Below are 19584 nucleotides of genomic sequence, written 5' to 3' on the forward strand. Positions count from 1 at the left end.
CCAGTGGTCGACGACAACCGTCCCGAAGGCGACCAGCCCGAGACCCCCGAGTCCCCCGCCGCCGAGGCCACCACCCAGGTGACCATGCGGATCGAGCCGGTCGAGCTCGAGACCGAGATGCAGCGCTCGTACCTCGACTACGCGATGAGCGTGATCGTCAGCCGGGCGCTCCCCGAGGTCCGCGACGGCCTCAAGCCGGTGCACCGCCGCGTGCTCTACGCGATGTACGACGGCGGGTACCGGCCCGAGAAGGGCTACTACAAGTGCGCCCGCGTCGTCGGCGACGTGATGGGCAACTACCACCCGCACGGTGACACCTCGATCTACGACACCGTGGTCCGCCTGGCCCAGCCGTGGTCGATGCGGATGCCGCTGGTGGACGGCAACGGCAACTTCGGCTCCCCGGGCAACGACCCGGCGGCGGCCATGCGCTACACCGAGTGCAAGATGATGCCGCTGGCCATGGAGATGATGCGCGACATCGACGAGGAGACCGTCGACTTCGCGCCCAACTACGACGGCCGCTCCCAGGAGCCGACCGTCCTGCCCGCGCGCATCCCCAACCTGCTGGTCAACGGTGCCACCGGCATCGCGGTCGGCATGGCCACCAACATCCCGCCGCACAACCTGCGCGAGGTCGCCTCCGGCGCGCTCTGGTACCTGGAGAACCCCGAGGCCTCCGCCGAGGAGCTGCTCGAGGCCCTGATCGAGCGGATCAAGGGCCCCGACTTCCCCACCGGCGCGCTGATCGTCGGCCGCCGCGGGATCGACGACTACTACCGCACCGGCCGCGGCTCGGTCACCATGCGGGCCGTGGTCGAGGTCGAGGAGATCCAGGGCCGCCAGTGCCTGGTGATCACCGAGCTGCCGTACCAGGTCAACCCGGACAACCTCGCGCTCAAGATCGCCGACCTGGTCAAGGACGGCAAGATCGCCGGCATCGCCGACGTCCGGGACGAGTCCTCGTCCCGCACCGGCCAGCGCCTGGTGGTCGTGCTCAAGCGCGACGCGGTCGCCAAGGTCGTGCTCAACAACCTGTACAAGCACACCGAGCTGCAGACCAACTTCGGCGCCAACATGCTGGCCCTGGTCGACGGCGTGCCGCGCACGCTGTCGCTCGACGCCTTCATCCGGCACTGGGTCAACCACCAGGTCGAGGTCATCGTCCGGCGCACCAGGTTCCGCCTGCGCAAGGCCGAGGAGCGCGCCCACATCCTGCGCGCGCTGCTCAAGGCCCTGGACCTGATCGACGAGGTCATCGCGCTGATCCGGGCCTCGGCCAGCGCCGACGCCGCCCGCACCGGCCTGATGGGCCTGCTGGACATCGACGAGCTCCAGGCCAACGCGATCCTGGAGATGCAGCTGCGCCGGCTGGCCGCCCTGGAGCGCCAGCGGATCACGGACGAGCACGACGAGCTGCAGCGCAAGATCGACGAGTACAACGCCATCCTGGCCTCGCCGACCCGCCAGCGCGAGATCATCTCCGAGGAGCTCGCCGCGATCGTCGAGAAGTACGGCGACGAGCGCCGCTCGACCCTGATCCCCTCGGACGGCGACCTCTCCATCGAGGACCTCATCGCCGAGGAGGACATCGTCGTCACGATCACCCGTGGCGGCTACGTCAAGCGGACCCGCTCCGACCTCTACCGCTCGCAGAAGCGCGGCGGCAAGGGTGTGCGCGGTGCCCAGCTCAAGCAGGACGACATCGTCGACCACTTCTTCGTGACGACGACCCACAACTGGATCCTGTTCTTCACCAACAAGGGCCGGGTCTACCGCGCCAAGGGCTACGAGCTGCCGGACGCCGGCCGCGACGCCCGCGGCCAGCACGTGGCCAACCTGCTGGCCTTCCAGCCGGGGGAGCACATCGCCCAGGTGATGGCCGTCCGCACCTACGAGGACAAGCCGTACCTGGTCCTCGCCACCCGGGCCGGCCTGGTGAAGAAGTCCCCGCTCAAGGACTACGACTCCCCGCGCTCCGGCGGCCTGATCGCGATCAACCTGCGCCAGGACGAGGAGGGCCGGGACGACGAGCTGATCGGCGCCGAGCTGGTCTCCTCCGAGGACGACCTGCTGCTGGTCTCCAAGAAGGCCCAGTCGATCCGCTTCACCGCGACCGACGACGCCCTGCGGCCCACCGGCCGCGCCACCTCCGGCGTCAAGGGCATGGCCTTCCGCGAGGACGACGAGCTGCTCTCGATGAACGTCGTCCGTCCCGGGACGTACGTCTTCACCGCCACGGACGGCGGCTACGCCAAGCGGACCGGGGTGGACGAGTACCGTGTCCAGGGACGCGGCGGCTACGGCACCAAGGCGGCGAAGATCGTCGAGGGCCGGGGCTCGCTGGTCGGCGCACTGGTGGTGGACGACACCGACGAGATCATGGCGATCACCCTGTCGGGCGGGGTGATCCGCACGAGGGTTTCCGAGGTTCGTGAAACCGGACGTGACACCATGGGCGTCCAACTGATCAACCTCGGAAAGCGCGACGCGGTGGTGGGCATGGCCCGCAACGCGGAGGCCGAGGACGAGGAGACGGCGGAGGACGAGGTCACCGGCACCGAGTCCACCGAGACGACCGAAGGTACGGGGACGGCGGTCGGCGGCGACGCCGAGGTCTGAACCGAACCGCAGACCGGTGCCGCCGCGTCCAGAGAGTGGGCGCGGCGGCACCGGACGCCGACCAGTACCGGGCAATCCCGCCGGGCGCTGGATGACGAGTGACGGATCAGGGCGGCGCCGCCCTGGTGGGAAGTGCGGGAGGACCAGGTGAGTGGAGCCACGGGTGCTGCGGGAGGACCCTCCGGCGGCCGTCCGGGCGCGCAGGGCGGGGGGTCGTACGGCGTGCCGGGGCAGCCGCCGACCGAGCACTCGGCCGCGTCCACCTCGCTGATGCCGCCGGTCGGCGGAGCGGGCCAGGCCGGACAGAGCGGTTTCTCGCAGCCGACGACGTACACCAAGGGGCAGCCGACCCCGGCCCGGGGCACCCGGACCGGTGGCAACACCCCGCCCGGCGGCACCCCGGTGCCCGGCGCGCCGCGCCGCCCCGCCGCGGGCCCGGCGACCGTCGGGGGCGGCCTCGGCCGGACCCGCAAGGCCCGGCTGCGGGTGACCAAGGTCGACCCGTGGTCGGTGATGAAGGTCAGCTTCCTGCTGTCGCTGGCCGTCGGCATCATCATCATCGTGGCCTCGGCCGTGCTGTGGATGACCCTGGACTCGCTCGGCGTCTTCGACTCGCTGACCAAGACCCTCAAGGACGTCACCGGCGGCGGCGCGGACAACGCCAGCAGCCAGCTGAACCTGATGGACTACATCGGCTTCGGCAAGGTCATGATGTTCACCACGCTGATCGCGGTGGTCGACGTGGTGCTGCTGACCGCGCTCTCCACGCTGTCGGCCTTCATCTACAACGCGGCGGCCGGCTTCACCGGCGGCGTCGAGCTCACCCTGGCCGAAGAGGACTGATCCGGCCGGATCCTGATCCCTGGTCAGTTCACCGTCCGCGGACGGAATGTACGGGCCCCGCAGGCTGTTGCAGCCTGCGGGGCCCGTCGGCATTTCGGGTGACTGCCGGCTCCCGCGGCGTGCCGCCCGGAAACGGGTCGGCCGCGGTGGGATTAGCTGGACGCCGCCCGTTCCCACCCGTGGGAGTGCCGCAGGCCGCCCCGGTCGGGCGACCGGGTCAGGAAGGTTTCCGCAGGAAGGCTGGACGGAGGCGCGCGGTGGCGAAGCTCGCAGGTCAACTGGTCGAGGCCCTGGACGGGCTGTTGGGCATCCCGATCCCCTTGCGGGTGCAGGCCTGGGACGGCAGTGTCGCCGGGCCGCCCGGGGCGCCCACGGTGGTCCTGCGCAACCGCCGGGCGCTGCGCCGGCTGCTGTGGCAGCCGGGCGAGCTGGGCCTGGCCCGGGCCTACGTCTCGGGGGACCTCGACCTCGCCCCCGGCACCGACCTCTACGAGACGCTCTCCGCGGTCGCCCAGTTCGCCGAACTCCCCGAGATCCGCACCATGGCCCTCGGGCCGCGCGACGTCCTCGGCGCCGCGGGCCGCCGGGTGGTCGCCGCCGCCCTCCGGGCCGGGGCGATCGGACCGGAGCCCACCCCGCCCCCGGAGGAGGTCCGCCGGGCCCAGGGGCGGCTGCACAGCCGCGGCCGGGACCGCGCCGCCATCAGCCACCACTACGACGTCGGGAACGACTTCTACGGCCTCGTGCTGGGCTCCTCCATGGTCTACTCGTGCGCCTACTGGACGCCCGAGGCGAAGAGCCTGGAGGCCGCCCAGGAGGCCAAACTCGACCTGATCTGCCGGAAGCTCGGCCTGCGGCCCGGGATGCGGCTGCTGGACGTCGGCTGCGGCTGGGGCTCGCTGCTGCTGCACGCGGCCGAGCACTACGGGGTCACCGCGGTCGGCGTCTCGATCTCCACCGAGCAGGTCGCGCTGGCCCGCACCCGGATCGAGGAGGCCGGCCTGGCCGACCGGGTGGAGGTCCGGCTCCAGGACTACCGGGAGATCACCGACGGCCCCTTCGACGCGATCTCCAGCGTCGGGATGGCCGAGCACGTCGGTGCCGAGCAGTACCGGGTGTACGCCGACGGCCTGTTCCGGCTGCTGGCGCCCGGCGGCCGGCTGCTCAACCACCAGATCGCCCGGCGCCCCGACCACCCCGGCGAACCGCACCGCACCAGCCCCTTCATCGACCGCTACGTCTTCCCGGACGGCGAGCTCTCCCCGGTCGGTTCCACGGTGGCCCGGCTGGAGGAGGCCGGCTTCGAGGTCCGGGACGTCGAGGCGCTGCGCGAGCACTACGGGCTGACCCTGCGCGAGTGGGTGGCCAACCTGGAGGCGCACTGGACGGAGGCGGTCCGGCTGGTCGGCCTCGGCCGCGCCCGGGTCTGGCGGCTGTACATGGCCGCCTCCGCGCTGGCCTTCGAGCAGAACCGGATCGGGGTGAACCAGATCCTCGCGGTCCGCAGCACCGAGCAGGGCGGCTCGGGCCTGCCGCCGACCCGTGAGGAGTGGCTGGTGCGCCCGGCCGCCGAGGTCACTGCCGCGACCCCGGCCGGAACGGATTTGGGAGATCGGCGGTCGGTCCGCTAATCTTTCAGTGCGGCAAGGGCCTATAGCTCAGACGGTTAGAGCGCTTCCCTGATAAGGAAGAGGCCACAGGTTCAAGTCCTGTTAGGCCCACCACCGCGAAGGGCCCGGAGTGATCACTCCGGGCCCTTCGGCGTTTTCGCAGATCGGGCGGCTTCCGGTACGCTCTATGTGCAGCGAGGGCCTATAGCTCAGACGGTTAGAGCGCTTCCCTGATAAGGAAGAGGCCACAGGTTCAAGTCCTGTTAGGCCCACCGCCCCGAAGGGCCCGGAGTGATCACTCCGGGCCCTTCGGCGTTCCCCGGCGGACCGCCCCTGACGAGGGCTTCCCGGTCGGACCGGGTGCGGACGATCCGTACGGCATGAGGTGCGGCGTCAATCCTCGGACCGGACCGCCGGGTTGACGGTGCCGGTGGCTGGTCACGATTGGGACACCGGTGTGTATCATCGGCCGCAAGGGCAGTCCGGCACCCGACCGCCCGTTCGCGCTCGAAACACATCTGGACTCGTCGGCCCGGTCGGTCCGGCCGGAGCAACGGCTCCTGAGTCCACCAACGCTAGAAGGACGAGGTCCCGCGGTGAAGAAGCTTCTCCTGGTCGCCCTGGTCGCCCTCGGCGGCTTCTTTGTCTACCGTCAGGTCCAGGCGGACCGCGCCGAGCAGGACCTGTGGACCGAGGCCACCGACCCGGTTCCGGCCGGTCGCTGAGCCCCGGACGATCTGACGATCGACGGTCTTCGGAGGCGCTCACCGGCGCCTCCCGAACCGGTCGGCCCGCTCATACGATCGGACCGGCCGGTTCCCCCAGGGGGACGGCTCTCGGAAACACGCCGGAACCCGGTACGCTAGTGCCCGTTGGCACGAGCCGTGCCGTCGAGGGGCATTAGCTCAGTTGGTAGAGCGCTGCCTTTGCAAGGCAGATGTCAGGAGTTCGAGTCTCCTATGCTCCACAGCGCCTGAACGGCGGTCGACCCTTCCGGGTCGGCCGCCGTTCGGCGTTTCCGTGGCTCTAGGGGGTGTCGTCCTCGGTGGGCTCGGCGGCCTCGGCCGCGTCCTCGGGGGTGAGGCCGTTCACCGGGGAGGTGGCGGCGGTCGCGCCGGCCGGCCGGTGGGACTCCGGCGCCGGGGGCTCGACCAGCCACTCCGGGTTGCTGTGCCGGCGCCACCACTGCCAGGCGACCAGCCCGCCGCCCACCGCCAGCACCCCGGCCAGCAGCAGCCCGGCGGCCGTCCGGCCGCCGCACCGCTGCTGCCGCTTCGCGTTCCGGGCGGCCAGCTCGTTGATCTCGGCCGAGCTGACGTGGCCCTGGAGGGCGGTCAGCGCGGCGGCGCCGCGGGACTGGGCCTCGTGCGCGACCGGGGAGACCGCGGCCCGGGCCTCCTCGACGGCCTGGGCGACCCTGGGGCCGACCGTGCTGCGGGCCTGGTCGGCGGCGCGGGCGGCGGACAGCCGGGCCGCCAGGGCGGCCTCCTGGGCCCGGTGGAGGGCCCGCAGGGCGTTCTGCTGGGCCTCGGGCGGCAGGTTGGCGAAGGCCTGGCCGAACTGCGGGGCGAGGTGCCGGTCGTACTGGACGCGGAGGTGGTGGGCGGCCTGGGTGGCCTTGGGGCCGAGGGCGTCCAGGGCGGGCCCGAGGCGCTGCCTGGCGCCGTCCGCGAACTGTGCGGCGGAGTCCCGGGTCCTGGTGGCGGTGTCACGGGCCGAGTCCGAAAAGCTCACGAGTCTCTCCTCCTGGTGGCGTCCTTATATGCACATATCCACCTGAATGCTGATCATGCATCCGGATTCGCCCACCGGCACGCCGGGGTGGGCCGTACGCGGGCCCGGCGGGGCCGTTCGGGGGCCGTGCGGGGCACGGGCCGCAGTAGGCTGGCGGTTTCGGTGGTCGGTCAGGGGAAGGGGTAGCCGCTGATGCTCCCGGACGAGCCGCGAGGGTCCACGGACCGGTCCCCCGGGGCCGGGCAGCCCGACTGCTACCGGCACCCGGGGACGGCCACCGGGATCTCCTGCACCCGCTGCGAACGGCCGATCTGCCCGCAGTGCATGGTGGCCGCCGCGGTGGGCTTCCAGTGCCCCGAGTGCGCCGGTCAGGGGCACGCCGGGGCGCGACGGGCCACCACCCGCTTCGGCGGGGTGCCGGCCCTGGACGGCGGGCTGGTGACCCGGACGCTGGTCGGGATCAACCTGGTGGTCTGGGTGCTGGCCGCGTACGTCCTCAACCCGCGCCTGGGCGAGGTCTGGTCGCTGGCCAGCGCCGGCCGGTCGTACCCCGGGGGGCCGTACGGCGTCGCCGACGGCCCGGACCAGTGGTACCGGCTGCTGACCGCCACCTTCCTGCACCTGGAGTGGTGGCACATCGGGCTGAACATGCTGGTGCTGCTGTGGCTCGGCCCGCCGCTGGAGGAGGCGCTCGGGCGGCTGCGCTTCCTGGCCCTCTACCTGCTCGCCGGGCTGGGCGGCAGCACCTTCGCCTTCCTGGTGGCGGGGGACCGGATGAACTCGGTGGGGGCCTCCGGGGCGATCTTCGGCCTGATCTCCGCCACGATCCTGATGCAGCTGCGGGACCGGGGCCCGGTCGCCCCGGCGGTGGCCTTCCTGGTCTTCAACCTGGTGGTGACCTTCGCCCGCCCGAACATCGACTGGCGGGCGCACATCGGCGGCCTGGTGTTCGGCGGCCTGGTCGCCTTCGGCCTGATGTACGCCCCGCGTGAGCGGCGCGCCCTGGTCCAGTGGCTGACGCTGGCCGGCGCGGTGGCGCTGGAGGCGGCGCTGCTGTTGACCGGGATGGCCTGGTACGGGGCGTGACTCCCCGTACGTTTGTCCACAGCGGGTGCGGAGTTCTGCACAGGCTGTGCGGCGGGCGGGCTGTGGACTGCTGTTCTACGCGTGTCCTGCTGTGCGGTTCGCACGCGCCCCGGGAGTTGTGCACAGCTGTGGACGGTGTCGCGGCACGGAGTTATCCACAGGCGGTGGGGACTTTTCCCCAGTGTGGATAACCATGTGGATAAGCCTGACGGTCCGATGGTGGGACCGTCGGATGATGGGCGGGCGGACGGCACCGCGACCGGTCGCGGGCACACCGAACCGCCGCTCCGGGACCGTGGTCCGAAGCGGCGGGGAGGACTCGGGACCGAGCCTCAGGACGCGCGGAGCGTCACTTCCACTGGGTGGAGACGCCGAAGCCGGCCGCGATGAACCCGAAGCCGACCAGGATGTTCCAGTTCCGCCAGCTCTCCACCGGGTAGCTGCCGCTGGTCACGTAGTAGGTGACGATCCACACCAGGCCGATCAGGAACAGTGCCAGCATCAGCGGTGCGACCCAACTACGGCCCGAACTGATCTTCACCGCGGTCGTCGCCGGCGGGGTGTAGTCGGACTTCTTGCGGAGTCGAGACTTCGGCACGAGGAGCTCTCCTGTCGATGCGCTGTGAGACCGCGCAGGGGTGCAGCGGGCGAGACGCCGACGGACGGTCGAGGAGAGCGCTCTGGGACCACTCCCACGCCTGCCACCGGCGTCCGTTAGCGTAGTGGTTCGGCGGGTCTCAAGGAGATAAGGGTACGGTGACTAATTTGTCGATTCCCCCCGGGAAGGCCGTCACCCCCCGTTCCGGTATCCGAATTGTCGGACGTGCCCTGACCTGCACCGTGTTCGCGCTCGCCGGTCTGCTCTTCTACATCAGCGCCCAGACCGCCCGCGGCACCGACCTGCGGACCGACAACTCGCTGCTGAGCCTCGGCGACGTGATCCGCCAGCGCAGCGCGCAGAACCAGCAGGCGCAGTCCCAGCTGGCCGACCTCCAGTCCCGGGCGCAGGAGCTCACCGAGCAGCAGGGCCACGACCCCGCCGACTCGGCCCGGCTGGACGGCCTGCGGCTCGGCGCCGCCCTGGAGCCGCTCCAGGGCGGCGGGTTGACCGTCACCCTCAACGACGCCCCGCCGAACGCCACCGCGCGCATCCCCGGGGTCCCGGAGCCCGGCGTCAACGACCTGGTCATCCACCAGCAGGACATCCAGGCCGTGGTCAACGCGCTCTGGCGGGGCGGCGCGGCCGGCGTCCAGGTGATGGACCAGCGGCTGATCTCCACCAGCGCCGTCCGCTGCGTCGGCAACACCCTGCTGCTCCAGGGCCGGGTCTACTCCCCGCCGTACGTGGTCAAGGCGGTGGGCAGGACCGACGCCCTGCGCTCGGCCGTCGAGGGGGACCCGACGATCCGCAACTACCTGCAGTACGTCCAGGCGTACGGCCTGGGCTGGAAGGTCCAGGACAGCGGGGACCTCACGCTGCCCGGGTACTCCGGCACGACCGAGCTCCGGTCGGCGGGCGGCCAGCCGTAGCCCGGCGGCGGGGCAGTGCCGGACCGGCCTCACGGCCGTGGATCCCGGGTCTACTCTTGATCCCAGTCCGCTACCTAGAGGGAGCACCATGTACGGCTGGATCTGGCGCCATCTGCCGGGGAACACCCTGGTCCGGGCCGTCATCTCGCTGCTCCTGATCCTGGGGATCGTCTACCTCCTCTTCACCTACGTCTTCCCGTGGGCGGAACCGCTGCTCCCCTTCGGCGACGTCACAGTGGACGGCGGCGACGGCGCCCCGGCCGGCTGACCCGTCGGGCCCGGAACTTCCCCCCAGCACCGCACCCCACGGAGACCACGCGCGCATGACCACCCAGTCGACCCCGCCCCGCATCCTGGTCGTGGACAACTACGACAGCTTCGTGTTCAACCTGGTCCAGTACCTGTACCAGCTCGGCGCCACCTGCGAGGTGGTGCGCAACGACGAGGTGACCGTCGAGCACGCCGTCCGCCGGGCGGGGGAGGAGGGCTTCGACGGGGTGCTGCTCTCCCCCGGCCCCGGGGCGCCCGAGGAGGCCGGGGTCTGCATCGCGATGGTGCACCACTGCGCGGCGATCGGGCTGCCGGTGTTCGGCGTGTGCCTGGGCCTCCAGTCGATCGCGGTGGCGTACGGCGCGGTGGTCGGCCGGGCGCCCGAACTGCTGCACGGCAAGACCTCGCCGGTCGAGCACGAGGACGGCGGGGTCTTCGAGGGCCTGCCCTCGCCGCTGACCGCGACCCGCTACCACTCGCTGGCCGTCGACCCGGCCACCGTGCCGGACGAACTGGTGGTCACCGCCCGGACCGGCAGTGGCGTGATCATGGGCCTGCGGCACCGCGAACTGCCGGTCGAGGGCGTGCAGTTCCACCCCGAGTCGGTGCTGACCGAGGGCGGGCACCGGATGCTCGCCAACTGGCTGGCGGAGTGCGGCTTCCCGCAGGCCGTGGACCGGTCGGCCGGGCTCGCCCCGGTGATCGGCCGGGGCTGAGCGGCGTGACCGCGGTACGCCCGGAGGGGCGTTACCAGCCGGAGCCGGGCCCGTACGGCGGCCCGCCGCAGTACGCCGGCGGCCCGTACCAGGGCGCGGAGCCCGGTGCCCCGCAGTACGGCGTCCCGCAGTACGGCGGGGCGCAGTACGGCGCCCCGCAGTACGGCGAGGCGGCGCAGGCCCGGCCGTACCCGGGGGAGCAGGACGCCCAGGCCGCGCCCGAGGACGGCTGGGGCGTCTACGAGCAGGCCGAGCGGCCGGTGGAGGGCGGGCCCGAGTACCCGTGGCTGCCCGACCAGACCCTCCAACTGCGGCTGCCCGTCGAGGACGGGGAGCCGGCGGCCGAGCCCGTCGCGCCCACCGGCGGCCGGGCCGAGCGCCGTCGGGCCGCCCAGGGCCGGACCGCCGTCCGTACCGGCGGTGGCCGGCGCCGGGCCAAGGGCCGGGCGGCCGGGGGGCCCCGCCCCAAGGAGTCCGCGGTCGTGGTGGCCGCCCGCCTGGTCGGCGAACTGTGCATCACCCTCGGCGTGGTGATGCTGCTGTTCGTCGCCTACCAGCTCTGGTGGACCAACGTGCAGGCCGACGCGGCCGCCAGCAGCGCCCGGGACCAGCTGGAGCAGCAGTTCGACGCCCAGCCGTCCGGTCCGGGGCAGCCCGCCGCCGACCCGAACAAGCCCGAGGCGTTCGCGCCCGGCAAGGGCTTCGCCATCATCTACCTGCCCAAGCTGGGGTTGAAGTTCCCGATCGCCGAGGGCACCGACAAGGCGGCGGTGCTCGACAAGGGCCTGGTCGGCCACTACCCCGGCACCGCGATGCCGGGCGACCAGGCGGGCAACTTCGCGCTGGCCGCGCACCGCAACACCCACGGCGAGCCGTTCCGGTACATCAACGAGCTGGGCAAGGGCGACAAGGTCGTGGTGGAGACCGCCACCGGGTACTACACCTACGAGATCACCGGGGGGATCCCGCAGACCTCCCCCAGCAACGTGAGCGTGATCAAGCCGGTGCCGAACGGCTCCGGGTACGCCGGGCCGGGCCGCTACATCACGCTGACCACCTGCACTCCGGAGTTCACCTCCAAGTTCCGGCTCATCGTCTTTGGCAAGATGATCGAGGAGCGGCCGCGCAGCCAGGGCAAGCCGGCCGCGATCACGGGTGGGTAGCCGCCCGCCGACCGGCTCCGGAGGGGGAACACCACAGATGCAGGACGACGGGACCGCGGGGTCGGCCGGTACGACCGGTGCGGCCGAGGAGGCCTTCCCCCCGCCCGGACGGGAGGGCCGGCGGGGCCGCGGCCGGGCACTGGCCGCGCTCGGGGTGTTCGGCGAACTGCTGATCACCGTGGGCCTGGTGCTCGGCCTGTTCGTGGCCTACTCGCTCTGGTGGACCAACGTGCAGGCGGACGCCTCCGCCGCGCACGCCGCGGACCGGCTGCGCGGCTCCTGGTCGGCCGGTCCGACCGCCGGCCCCCCGGCTGGGAGCGCCGCGGCGCCCGCGCCCGCCGCGGTCCCCGCGTTCGGGGACGACGTGGGCTTCCTGCACGTCCCGGCGATGGGCCGGGGCTTCCAGGTGCTGATCCGGATGGGCACCTCCACCGCCGTGCTGGACGAGGGCGTGGCGGGCGTCTACGAGCAGCCCTACCGGTCCGCGATGCCCTGGGACCAGGCGGGCAACTTCGCGCTGGCCGCCCACCGGGACGGGCACGGCGCCAAGTTCCACGACCTGGACGCCGTCCACCGGGGCGACGCGGTCGTGGTGGAGACCAGGGACAAGTGGTACGTCTACAAGGTCGACAACACCCTGCCGGAGACCTCCAAGTACGACACCGGCATCGTCGCGCCCGTCCCGGTGAGCTCCGGGTACACCGGCCCCGGCCGGTACATCACCCTGACCACCTGCACGCCGGTGTACACCTCGCGCTACCGGATGGCCGTCTGGGGGAGCCTGGTGCGGGTGGACGCCATGGACGCCAACCGCACCCCGCCGCCGGAGCTGCGCTGACCGTCCGACGGCCCGGCCGAACGGAACGCCCGAAGCGGGATGCCGGAACAGAACGCCCGAGGGCCCGTCGCGGAGATCGCGACGGGCCCTCGGGCGTTTCACCGGTCCCGCTCCCCGGCGTCAGAACCAGGGGAAGAAGGGCGGCTTAGTTGGTGCCCCCTTTGCCGGGGGGTGTGGTGTTGGGGTCCCCCCCTTTAGTCGGATCGGCCGGCCGGGTGATCAGCTGGACCTGGGTGTTCGGGTCCACCTGGGTGCCGGCGCCCGGGTTGCTCTGCACCACGACCGCGTTCGGGTCCTGCGGACCGGCGATCACGGTGTAGGTCAGGCCGAGCTTCGCCAGCTTGTCGCCGGCGTCCGACAGCTTGACGTTCTGCAGCGGCGGGATCTGGGGCTTGTCCGGCGCCTTGTAGATCGTCAGGGTGATCTTCGTGCCGGCCGGGACCTTGGTGTTGGGCGCGACCGACTGCTGGGCCACGAGGTTGGCCTTGGTCGGGTCGTTGGTCGTCGTGGTCTTCGAGGCGTCGACCTGGAAGCCGGCGGCCTGCAGCGTGTTCTGCGCGTCGTCCTTCTGCGCGCCGACCACGTTCGGGACGGTCTGCTTGGTCTTGCCCTGGGAGATCGTCAGCTTGACCGGGGCGCTCGGGTCGGCGGAGGCGCCGGCCGCCGGGTCCTGGGAGAGCACGGTGTCCTGCGGCGCGGTGTCGTCGTCCTTGTAGTCCGGCGCGGCGACGTTGGTGAAGCCGGCCGCCGTCAGGGCCTGCATCGCCTGGTCCTTGGTCTTGCCGGTCACGGTCGGCATCTGGGCCTTGGCCGGACCGGAGGAGACCTGGACGGTGATGTGGGCGTCCTCGGAGACCGAGGTGCCCGCCGTCGGGGTCTGGGTGCAGACCTGGTCCTTCTTGACGTTGGTGTCCGGGCAGGCGATCTTGTCGCCCTCGGTGACCACCAGCTTGGAGCCGGCCGCGGCCGCGGCGGTCCTGGCCTCCGCCAGGCTCTTGCCGACCAGGTTCGGCGCCGTGACCTTCGGGGTGTCCTTGGTGCCCTTGTCGCTGAACATGGCCTGGGCCACGAAGAAGGTGCCGACCAGGACCAGCACGGCGGCCACCGCCAGGACGATCCAGGAGGTGTTGCTCTTCTTCTGCCGGTCGTCGCCGCGCCGGCCGCCGCCCTGGCCGTAGCCGTCGTCGTAGCCGTCGCGGCCGCCCGCGCCACCGGCGGAGGTCTGGCCGTAGCCGTCGTCCTGGTAGCCGGAGGCCTGCGGCAGCATGGTGGTCGGGCCGCCGGGCTGCTGCGGCAGCACGTTGGTCTGGCCGTACGGGTCGTGCTGCTGCGGGTAGCCGTTCTGGTCGTAGCCGTACCCGGCGGCGCCCATGCCGTAGGCGGCCTGCTGGGCGGCGGCGACCGGGAGGCCGTCGAGGAAGCGCTCGATGTCGTCACGCATCTCGTCGGCGCTCTGGTAGCGGTAGTCGCGGTCCTTGGCGAGCGCCTTGAGCACGATCGCGTCGATCTCCGGGCGGACCTCGGGGTCGAAGGCCGACGGCGGCTGCGGCTCCTCCCGCACGTGCTGGTAGGCCACCGCGACCGGGGAGTCGCCGACGAACGGCGGCCGGACGGTCAGCAGCTCGTAGAGCAGGCAGCCGGTGGAGTAGAGGTCGGAGCGGGCGTCGACCTGCTCGCCCTTGGCCTGCTCGGGGGAGAGGTACTGGGCGGTGCCGATCACGGCCGAGGTCTGGGTCATGGTCATCCCGGCGTCGCCCATCGCGCGGGCGATGCCGAAGTCCATGACCTTGACGTTGCCCTGCCGGGTCAGCATCACGTTGGCCGGCTTGATGTCGCGGTGCACGATCCCGGCCCGGTGCGAGTACTCCAGGGCCTGGAGGATGCCGATGGTCATCTCCAGCGCCCGCTCGGGCAGCAGCCGACGGCCGGAGTGCAGCAGCTCGCGCAGCGTGGACCCCTCGACGTACTCCATCACGATGTACGGGATGGAGATGCCGTCGATGTAGTCCTCGCCGGTGTCGTACACGGCGACGATCGCGGGGTGGTTCAGGGACGCCGCCGACTGTGCCTCGCGGCGGAAGCGGGCCTGGAACGACGGATCCCGCGCCATGTCGGCCCGGAGCGTCTTCACTGCGACGGAACGGCCGAGCCGGGTGTCATGGCCGAGGTACACCTCGGCCATGCCGCCGCGTCCGAGGACGCCGCCGAGCTCGTACCTGCCGCCGAGGCGACGAGGCTCTTCCATAGTTCCGACCCTCTCCCTCACCCGCCGGTGAGGTTGTGACGTAGGTGTCCCCGCACGCTCTGGGTGACGCCGCGCGGGCCGAGACCGGTTCTCCGGCCGGGCCGTGCACCGCCTCGCGGGCGGCAACGGGCACACCCGCTGCTGGCGGATACGCTACCGGTCGCACCGCACCGGACCGGAGTCAGCCGTCGGCCGATATCAGACCGGTATCCGGACGGGGGTGCCGATCGTGACTTTCGCCTCACCGCCGCTCTACTTGCCGAGCGCGGCCTGCATCACCGCCTTGGCGATCGGGGCCGCGAGGCGGCCACCGCTGATGCCGTCGCGGTTCTGGGAGCCGTCCTCGACCACCACCGCGACCGCGACCGACTGGCCGTCCGAGGTCTTGGCCCAGGAGGTGAACCAGGCGAACGGCAGGCCGGCGTTGTCCTCGCCGTGCTGGGCGGTGCCGGTCTTGCCGCCGACCTGGAGGCCGGGGATCTTGGCGTTGGTGCCGGTGCCGTTCTCGACCACCGAGACCATCAGGTCCTGCATCTTCTGCGCGGTGGCCGGGCTCATCGCCTGGGAGAACTGCTTCTCGGTGTGCTTGGAGATGGTGGTCAGCGAGGCCGAGCGCTCCTGGTCGACCAGGTACGGCTGCATCAGGCTGCCGTTGTTGGCGATCGCCGCGGAGACCATGGCCATCTGCAGCGGGGTGGCGCGGGTGTCGTGCTGGCCGATCGAGTCCTGGGCGGTGCCGTCCAGGCTGGGGCTGTCCGGGAAGATGCTCTTCTCGGAGCGGACCGGGGTGTCCACCGTGCTGTTGAAGCCGAACTTCTCGGCCTGCGCCCGCATCTTGTCCTTGCCGAGGTCGGCGCCCATCTTGGCGAAGACCGTGTTGCAGGACTGGTCCATCCCGGACTCGACGGTGGCGTTCTCGCAGCGCTCGTTGGGGCTCTCGTTCTTGAGCACCGTCTGGGTGCCGGGCAGGGTGTACGGGTCCGGCGTCCTGGTGGCGTCGTTGACGCCCTGGTAGAGGCCGTTCTCGAACGCGGCGGTGGCGGTGACCAGCTTGAAGGTCGAGCCGGGCGGGTAGGTCTCGCGCAGCGCCCGGTTGAGCATCGGCTTGTTCGGGTCCGCGTTGAGGTCCTGCCAGGCCTTGGTGTCGCCGCTCTCGCCACCGGCGAAGGTGCTCGGGTCGTAGGACGGGGTGGAGACCAGGGCCAGGATCGCACCGGTCTTCGGGTCGAGCGCGACCACCGCGCCCTTCTTGTCGCCCAGGCCGTCGAAGGCGGCCTTCTGCACCTTGGCGTTGATCGTCGTGACGACGTCGCCGCCGCGCTTCTGCTCGCCGGTCAGCATGTCCAGGGTGTTGCGGAAGAACAGCCGGTCGTCGGTGCCCGAGAGGATGCCGTCCTCCAGGTTCTCCAGCCCGCTGGAGCCGTAGGCCTGCGAGGAGTAGCCGGTGACCGGCGCGTACATCGCGCCGTCCTTCCAGGAGCGCTTGTACTTGTAGCGCAGGCCGTTGACGAAGTCGGAGTTGGTGACCGGCTGGCCGCTGACGATGATGTTGCCGCGCGGGTGGGCGTAGCGGTCGTACAGCTGGCGCTTGTTGTTCTTGTCGGAGGCCAGCGCGTCGGCCTGGACGCCCTGCACCCAGTTGGTGCGCACCATCAGTGCCAGGATCAGCACCAGGCAGAAGATCGAGACCCGTCGGATCGGCTTGTTCATCGGGCGGGTCCTCCCTGGCCCTCGGGGACCGGGGCCGGTTCGACCCCGGGACGGCGGGCGCTGTCGCTGATCTTGAGCAGGATCGCGACCAGCGCCCAGTTGGCGACCACGGACGAACCGCCCTGCGCGAGGAACGGCATGGTCATACCGGTCAGCGGGATCAGTCCGGTGACCCCGCCGGCCACCACGAACACCTGCAGCGCCATCGCCGAGGCCAGTCCGACGGCGAACAGCTTGCCGAAGGGGTCGCGGGCGGCGAGGGCGGTGCGCAGGCCGCGCTGCACCAGCAGGGCGTACAGCAGGAAGATCGCCATCAGGCCGGTCAGTCCGAGCTCCTCGCCGAAGGAGCCCAGGATGAAGTCGCTCTTGGCGGCGAAGTTGATCAGCCAGGAGCGGCCCTGGCCGAGGCCGGAGCCGGTCACCCCGCCGGAGCCGAGCGCCATCAGCGACTGGCCGATCTGCTCGGTGGCGCCCTTGGGCGGGGTCGGCGAGAAGGCAGCCATCGGGTCGAGCCAGGCGTCGATGCGGACCTTGACGTGGCTGGTGGTCATGGCCACCGCGACCGCGCCGCCGACCGACATCAGCAGGCCGAACAGGATCCAGCTGGTCCGCTCGGTGGCGACGTAGAGCATCACCACGAACAGGCCGAAGAACAGGAAGGACGTGCCGAGGTCGTTCTCGAAGACCAGGATCAGCAGGCTGAGCAGCCAGATCACGACGATCGGGCCGAGGTCGCGGCCGCGCGGCAGGTACAGGCCCATGAAGCGGCGGCTGGCCAGCGCCAGGGCGTCCCGCTTGACCATCAGGTAGCCGGCGAAGAACACGGTCAGGACGATCTTGGCGAACTCGCCGGGCTGGATGGAGAAGCTGCCCATCCGGATCCAGATCTTCGCGCCGAAGTCCTCCGCCCGGGCCGGGAAGAAGGCCGGCGCGGCCAGCAGCACCAGCGCCACCACCATCGAGATGTAGGTGTAGCGCTGCAGCACCCGGTGGTCCTTCAGGAAGACCATCACGCCGATGAACAGGGTGACCCCGAGGGCCGACCACATCAGCTGGTTGCGGGCCGCCGGGAAGTTGCCGCTGAGCAGGTGGCCCGCCTTGTCCAGACGCCAGATCATCACCACGCCCAGCCCGTTCAGCAGGGTGGCGATCGGCAGCATCAGCGGGTCCGCGTACGGCGCGAAGCGGCGCACCAGCAGGTGCGCGACCAGGGCCAGCGAGCCCATCCCGAGGCCGTAGCCGAGCATCCCGGCCGGGAGCCGGGAGTCCATCGCCAGGCCCACGTTGGCGTACGCCAGGATCGGCAGCAGCACGGCGAAGACCAGCAGGGCCAGTTCGGTGTTGCGGCGGTTCGGTGCGCCCTGGAGCGAGATGGTGGTGTTGCCGCGGCGTCGCGGCACGACACGCCCGCCCGCCGCCCGGCGTCGGGAGCCGGTGCGGCCGGTTTCGCCGCTCAGGTCGTAGCTGCTCACGTGGTGACCGCTCCCTGACGGCCGGCGGGCCCGTTCCGGGCGGACCTATGTCGGATCACGGACGTCACTGCTTCGGGCAGGCTTCGGCCCGGCTGCGCTCGTCGTCGGACAGGGCGGGTTGCTGGGGCGGCTGGGCCTGCTCGCTCGGGGCGGCCGCCGGGGGGGTGGCGTTCGGCGTCGGGGCGGCGGTGCCGGGGGCGGACGGGGTCGTCGTGGCGGACGGCGCGGCCGCGCCCGGGGAGCGGGGCTTCTCCCGCTCGCCCGGGGTGGTCGGGGTGGCGGCCACGAACGCGGTCCTGGTGGCCGTGGTGCCCTGGGCGCCCTGGGTGCCCTGCGGGGCCGCGGCGTTCGCGGTGGCGGCCTTCTGGCACAGCTTGGCCCAGTCCACGAGGGTGCCCATGGTCTTCTGGGCGTCCGACAGGCTGCCGACCGAGATGGTCCGGCTCACCTGGGCGCGCTGGTCCTGCGGCAGCCACCTCAACGGCGCGTCGCTGCGCGACTCGTGCACCGAGGACAGGCTCAGCCCGGCCAGGTTCTGGTTGACGCCCTGGTAGATGGCGACGTGGTCGCCGTCCTCGCCGATGTAGTACTGGTCCTGGGTCCACTGGTAGCCGAAGTACCCGGCGCCGCCGAGCAGGCCGAGCGTGACCAGGACGGCCAGCGAGACGGTCAGGCCCCGGCGCTTGCGCTTGGGGGGCTGCTCCTCGTCGAACTCCTCGGTGCCGTACACCGAGGGCTCGGCCGGGTAGCCGTAGCCGCCCTCGCCCTCGTAGCCCTCGGCGGGGCCGAAGCCGTTCCCGGCCGCGTCGTAGCCCTCGGCCGGGCCGAAGGCGCCCTGCGGGCCGCGGCCCAGGCCGGCGGCGCGGCCGGCCGGGGTGTCCGCGATCGAGCGGTCGGCGGCGGCCGAGGACGGCGGGGTCTCGGCGACCGCGCCGACGACCACCGGGATGTCGTTGAACTGGCCGCTCATGGTGTCCGTGGCGCCGACGTCGATGACGTCCGCCACGATGCAGGTGATGTTGTCCGGACCGCCGCCGCGCAGCGCGAGCTGGATCAGCTCCTGCACGGTCTGCTCGGGCGAGTAGTAGCTGCCCAGGGTGTCCTGGAGGGTCTGGTGGCTGACCGGGCCGGAGAGCCCGTCCGAGCAGATCAGGTAGCGGTCGCCGGCCCGGACCTCGCGGATCGAGAGGTCCGGCTCGACCTGGCCGCGGCCGTCCAGGGCCCGCATCAGCAGCGAGCGCTGCGGGTGGGTCTCGGCCTCCTCGGGCGTGATCCGGCCCTCGTCGACCAGGCGCTGCACCCAGGTGTGGTCCTGGGTGATCTGCACCAGCGAGCCGTCGCGCAGCAGGTAGGCGCGGGAGTCTCCGACGTGCACCAGGCCCATCCGCTGGCCGGTCCAGAGCATGGCCGTCAGGGTGCAGCCCATGCCCTCCAGCTGCGGGTCCTCCTCGACCATCTGCCGGAGCCGGTCGTTGGCGCCCTGGACGGCGTCGCCCAGCAGGGTCAGCAGGTCCGCGCCCGGCACGTCCTCGTCCAGTCGGACGATCGAGCCGAGCACCTCGGAGGAAGCGACCTCGCCGGCCGCGGCGCCGCCCATGCCGTCGGCCACGGCCAGCAGCCGCGGCCCGGCGTAGCCGGAGTCCTCGTTCCCCTCCCGGATCAGTCCCTTGTGGGAGCCGGCGGCGAAGCGCAGCACCAGGGTCATGCGACCTGTGCCCCCCTCTGGGTCTTGGACGGGATGCTGT

The 19584-nt window shown here is 71.8% G+C and carries 16 protein-coding genes and 3 tRNA genes; 13 read left to right on the top strand and 6 right to left on the bottom strand.

What is annotated here, in order from left to right; translation table 11 throughout:
• The first annotated feature begins 3 nt into the window (after positions 1-3).
• From gyrA to AB0F71_RS33785, 7 genes are all read left to right on the top strand, one after another.
• Positions 4-2622 (top strand): DNA gyrase subunit A, encoded by a 2619-nt coding sequence (gyrA, locus tag AB0F71_RS33755; RefSeq protein ID WP_360242846.1) that lies wholly within the window; start codon positions 4-6, stop codon positions 2620-2622.
• A gap of 147 nt (positions 2623-2769) precedes the next feature.
• Positions 2770-3465, top strand: coding sequence for a DUF3566 domain-containing protein (locus AB0F71_RS33760; protein ID WP_360242849.1), 696 nt, complete (start codon positions 2770-2772; stop codon positions 3463-3465).
• A gap of 257 nt (positions 3466-3722) precedes the next feature.
• Positions 3723-5096, top strand: coding sequence for a cyclopropane-fatty-acyl-phospholipid synthase family protein (locus tag AB0F71_RS33765; protein WP_360242852.1), 1374 nt, complete (start codon positions 3723-3725; stop codon positions 5094-5096).
• A gap of 16 nt (positions 5097-5112) precedes the next feature.
• Positions 5113-5189, top strand: a tRNA-Ile gene (locus AB0F71_RS33770).
• An 84-nt stretch (positions 5190-5273) separates the two neighbouring features.
• Positions 5274-5347 (top strand) — tRNA-Ile (locus tag AB0F71_RS33775).
• A 324-nt stretch (positions 5348-5671) separates the two neighbouring features.
• Positions 5672-5800: a DLW-39 family protein gene (locus tag AB0F71_RS33780; protein ID WP_014137031.1), complete on the top strand. Its 129-nt coding sequence runs from the start codon at positions 5672-5674 to the stop codon at positions 5798-5800.
• A gap of 169 nt (positions 5801-5969) precedes the next feature.
• Positions 5970-6042, top strand: a tRNA-Ala gene (locus tag AB0F71_RS33785).
• Between the two features lie 59 nt (positions 6043-6101).
• On the opposite strand, the gene AB0F71_RS33790 is transcribed toward AB0F71_RS33785, so the two are convergent.
• Positions 6102-6809: a DUF5324 family protein gene (locus tag AB0F71_RS33790; protein WP_360242855.1), complete on the bottom strand. Its 708-nt coding sequence runs from the start codon at positions 6807-6809 to the stop codon at positions 6102-6104.
• 192 nt (positions 6810-7001) lie between these two features.
• On the opposite strand from AB0F71_RS33790, the gene AB0F71_RS33795 reads away from it, so the two are divergent.
• A complete protein-coding gene (locus AB0F71_RS33795; protein WP_360242858.1) occupies positions 7002-7895 on the top strand; it encodes a rhomboid family intramembrane serine protease in 894 nt (297 codons plus the stop codon).
• Between the two features lie 349 nt (positions 7896-8244).
• Here the strand turns inward: AB0F71_RS33795 and crgA are convergent, their stop codons facing one another.
• Positions 8245-8493, bottom strand: coding sequence for a cell division protein CrgA (gene crgA, locus AB0F71_RS33800; protein ID WP_360242861.1), 249 nt, complete (start codon positions 8491-8493; stop codon positions 8245-8247).
• Positions 8494-8735: 242 nt separating this feature from the next.
• Here crgA and AB0F71_RS33805 point away from each other — a divergent pair, with 242 nt between their 5' ends.
• The 5 genes from AB0F71_RS33805 (at position 8736) to AB0F71_RS33825 (ending at position 12412) form a co-directional block, all read left to right on the top strand.
• Positions 8736-9425: a DUF881 domain-containing protein gene (locus tag AB0F71_RS33805; RefSeq protein ID WP_360242864.1), complete on the top strand. Its 690-nt coding sequence runs from the start codon at positions 8736-8738 to the stop codon at positions 9423-9425.
• Between the two features lie 88 nt (positions 9426-9513).
• Positions 9514-9693 (top strand): hypothetical protein, encoded by a 180-nt coding sequence (locus AB0F71_RS33810; protein ID WP_360242867.1) that lies wholly within the window; start codon positions 9514-9516, stop codon positions 9691-9693.
• 55 nt (positions 9694-9748) lie between these two features.
• Positions 9749-10411, top strand: a complete 663-nt coding sequence (locus tag AB0F71_RS33815; RefSeq protein WP_360242870.1) for an aminodeoxychorismate/anthranilate synthase component II — start codon at positions 9749-9751, stop codon at positions 10409-10411.
• Positions 10412-10416: 5 nt separating this feature from the next.
• A complete protein-coding gene (locus tag AB0F71_RS33820; RefSeq protein WP_360242873.1) occupies positions 10417-11574 on the top strand; it encodes a class E sortase in 1158 nt (385 codons plus the stop codon).
• A gap of 37 nt (positions 11575-11611) precedes the next feature.
• The gene (locus AB0F71_RS33825) at positions 11612-12412 is read left to right on the top strand and encodes a class E sortase (RefSeq protein ID WP_360242876.1); all 801 of its coding nucleotides are present in this window, start codon (positions 11612-11614) and stop codon (positions 12410-12412) included.
• A 145-nt stretch (positions 12413-12557) separates the two neighbouring features.
• On the opposite strand, the gene pknB is transcribed toward AB0F71_RS33825, so the two are convergent.
• The 4 genes from pknB to AB0F71_RS33845 all read right to left on the bottom strand — a co-directional run bounded on the left by pknB (position 12558) and on the right by AB0F71_RS33845 (position 19544).
• A complete protein-coding gene (gene pknB / locus AB0F71_RS33830) occupies positions 12558-14657 on the bottom strand; it encodes a Stk1 family PASTA domain-containing Ser/Thr kinase (RefSeq protein WP_360242879.1) in 2100 nt (699 codons plus the stop codon).
• A 252-nt stretch (positions 14658-14909) separates the two neighbouring features.
• Entirely contained in the window at positions 14910-16367 is a 1458-nt protein-coding gene (locus AB0F71_RS33835) for a penicillin-binding protein 2 (protein ID WP_360242882.1), read from the bottom strand.
• Entirely contained in the window at positions 16364-17767 is a 1404-nt protein-coding gene (locus AB0F71_RS33840; protein ID WP_360242921.1) for an FtsW/RodA/SpoVE family cell cycle protein, read from the bottom strand. The genes AB0F71_RS33835 and AB0F71_RS33840 overlap by 4 nt, the downstream gene beginning before the upstream one ends.
• A 136-nt stretch (positions 17768-17903) precedes the next feature.
• Positions 17904-19544, bottom strand: a complete 1641-nt coding sequence (locus AB0F71_RS33845; protein WP_360242885.1) for a protein phosphatase 2C domain-containing protein — start codon at positions 19542-19544, stop codon at positions 17904-17906.
• Between the last annotated feature and the right edge of the window lie 40 nt (positions 19545-19584).

The sequence above is a fragment of the Kitasatospora sp. NPDC028055 genome, assembly GCF_040637885.1.
Taxonomy (GTDB): Bacteria; Actinomycetota; Actinomycetes; order Streptomycetales; family Streptomycetaceae; genus Kitasatospora.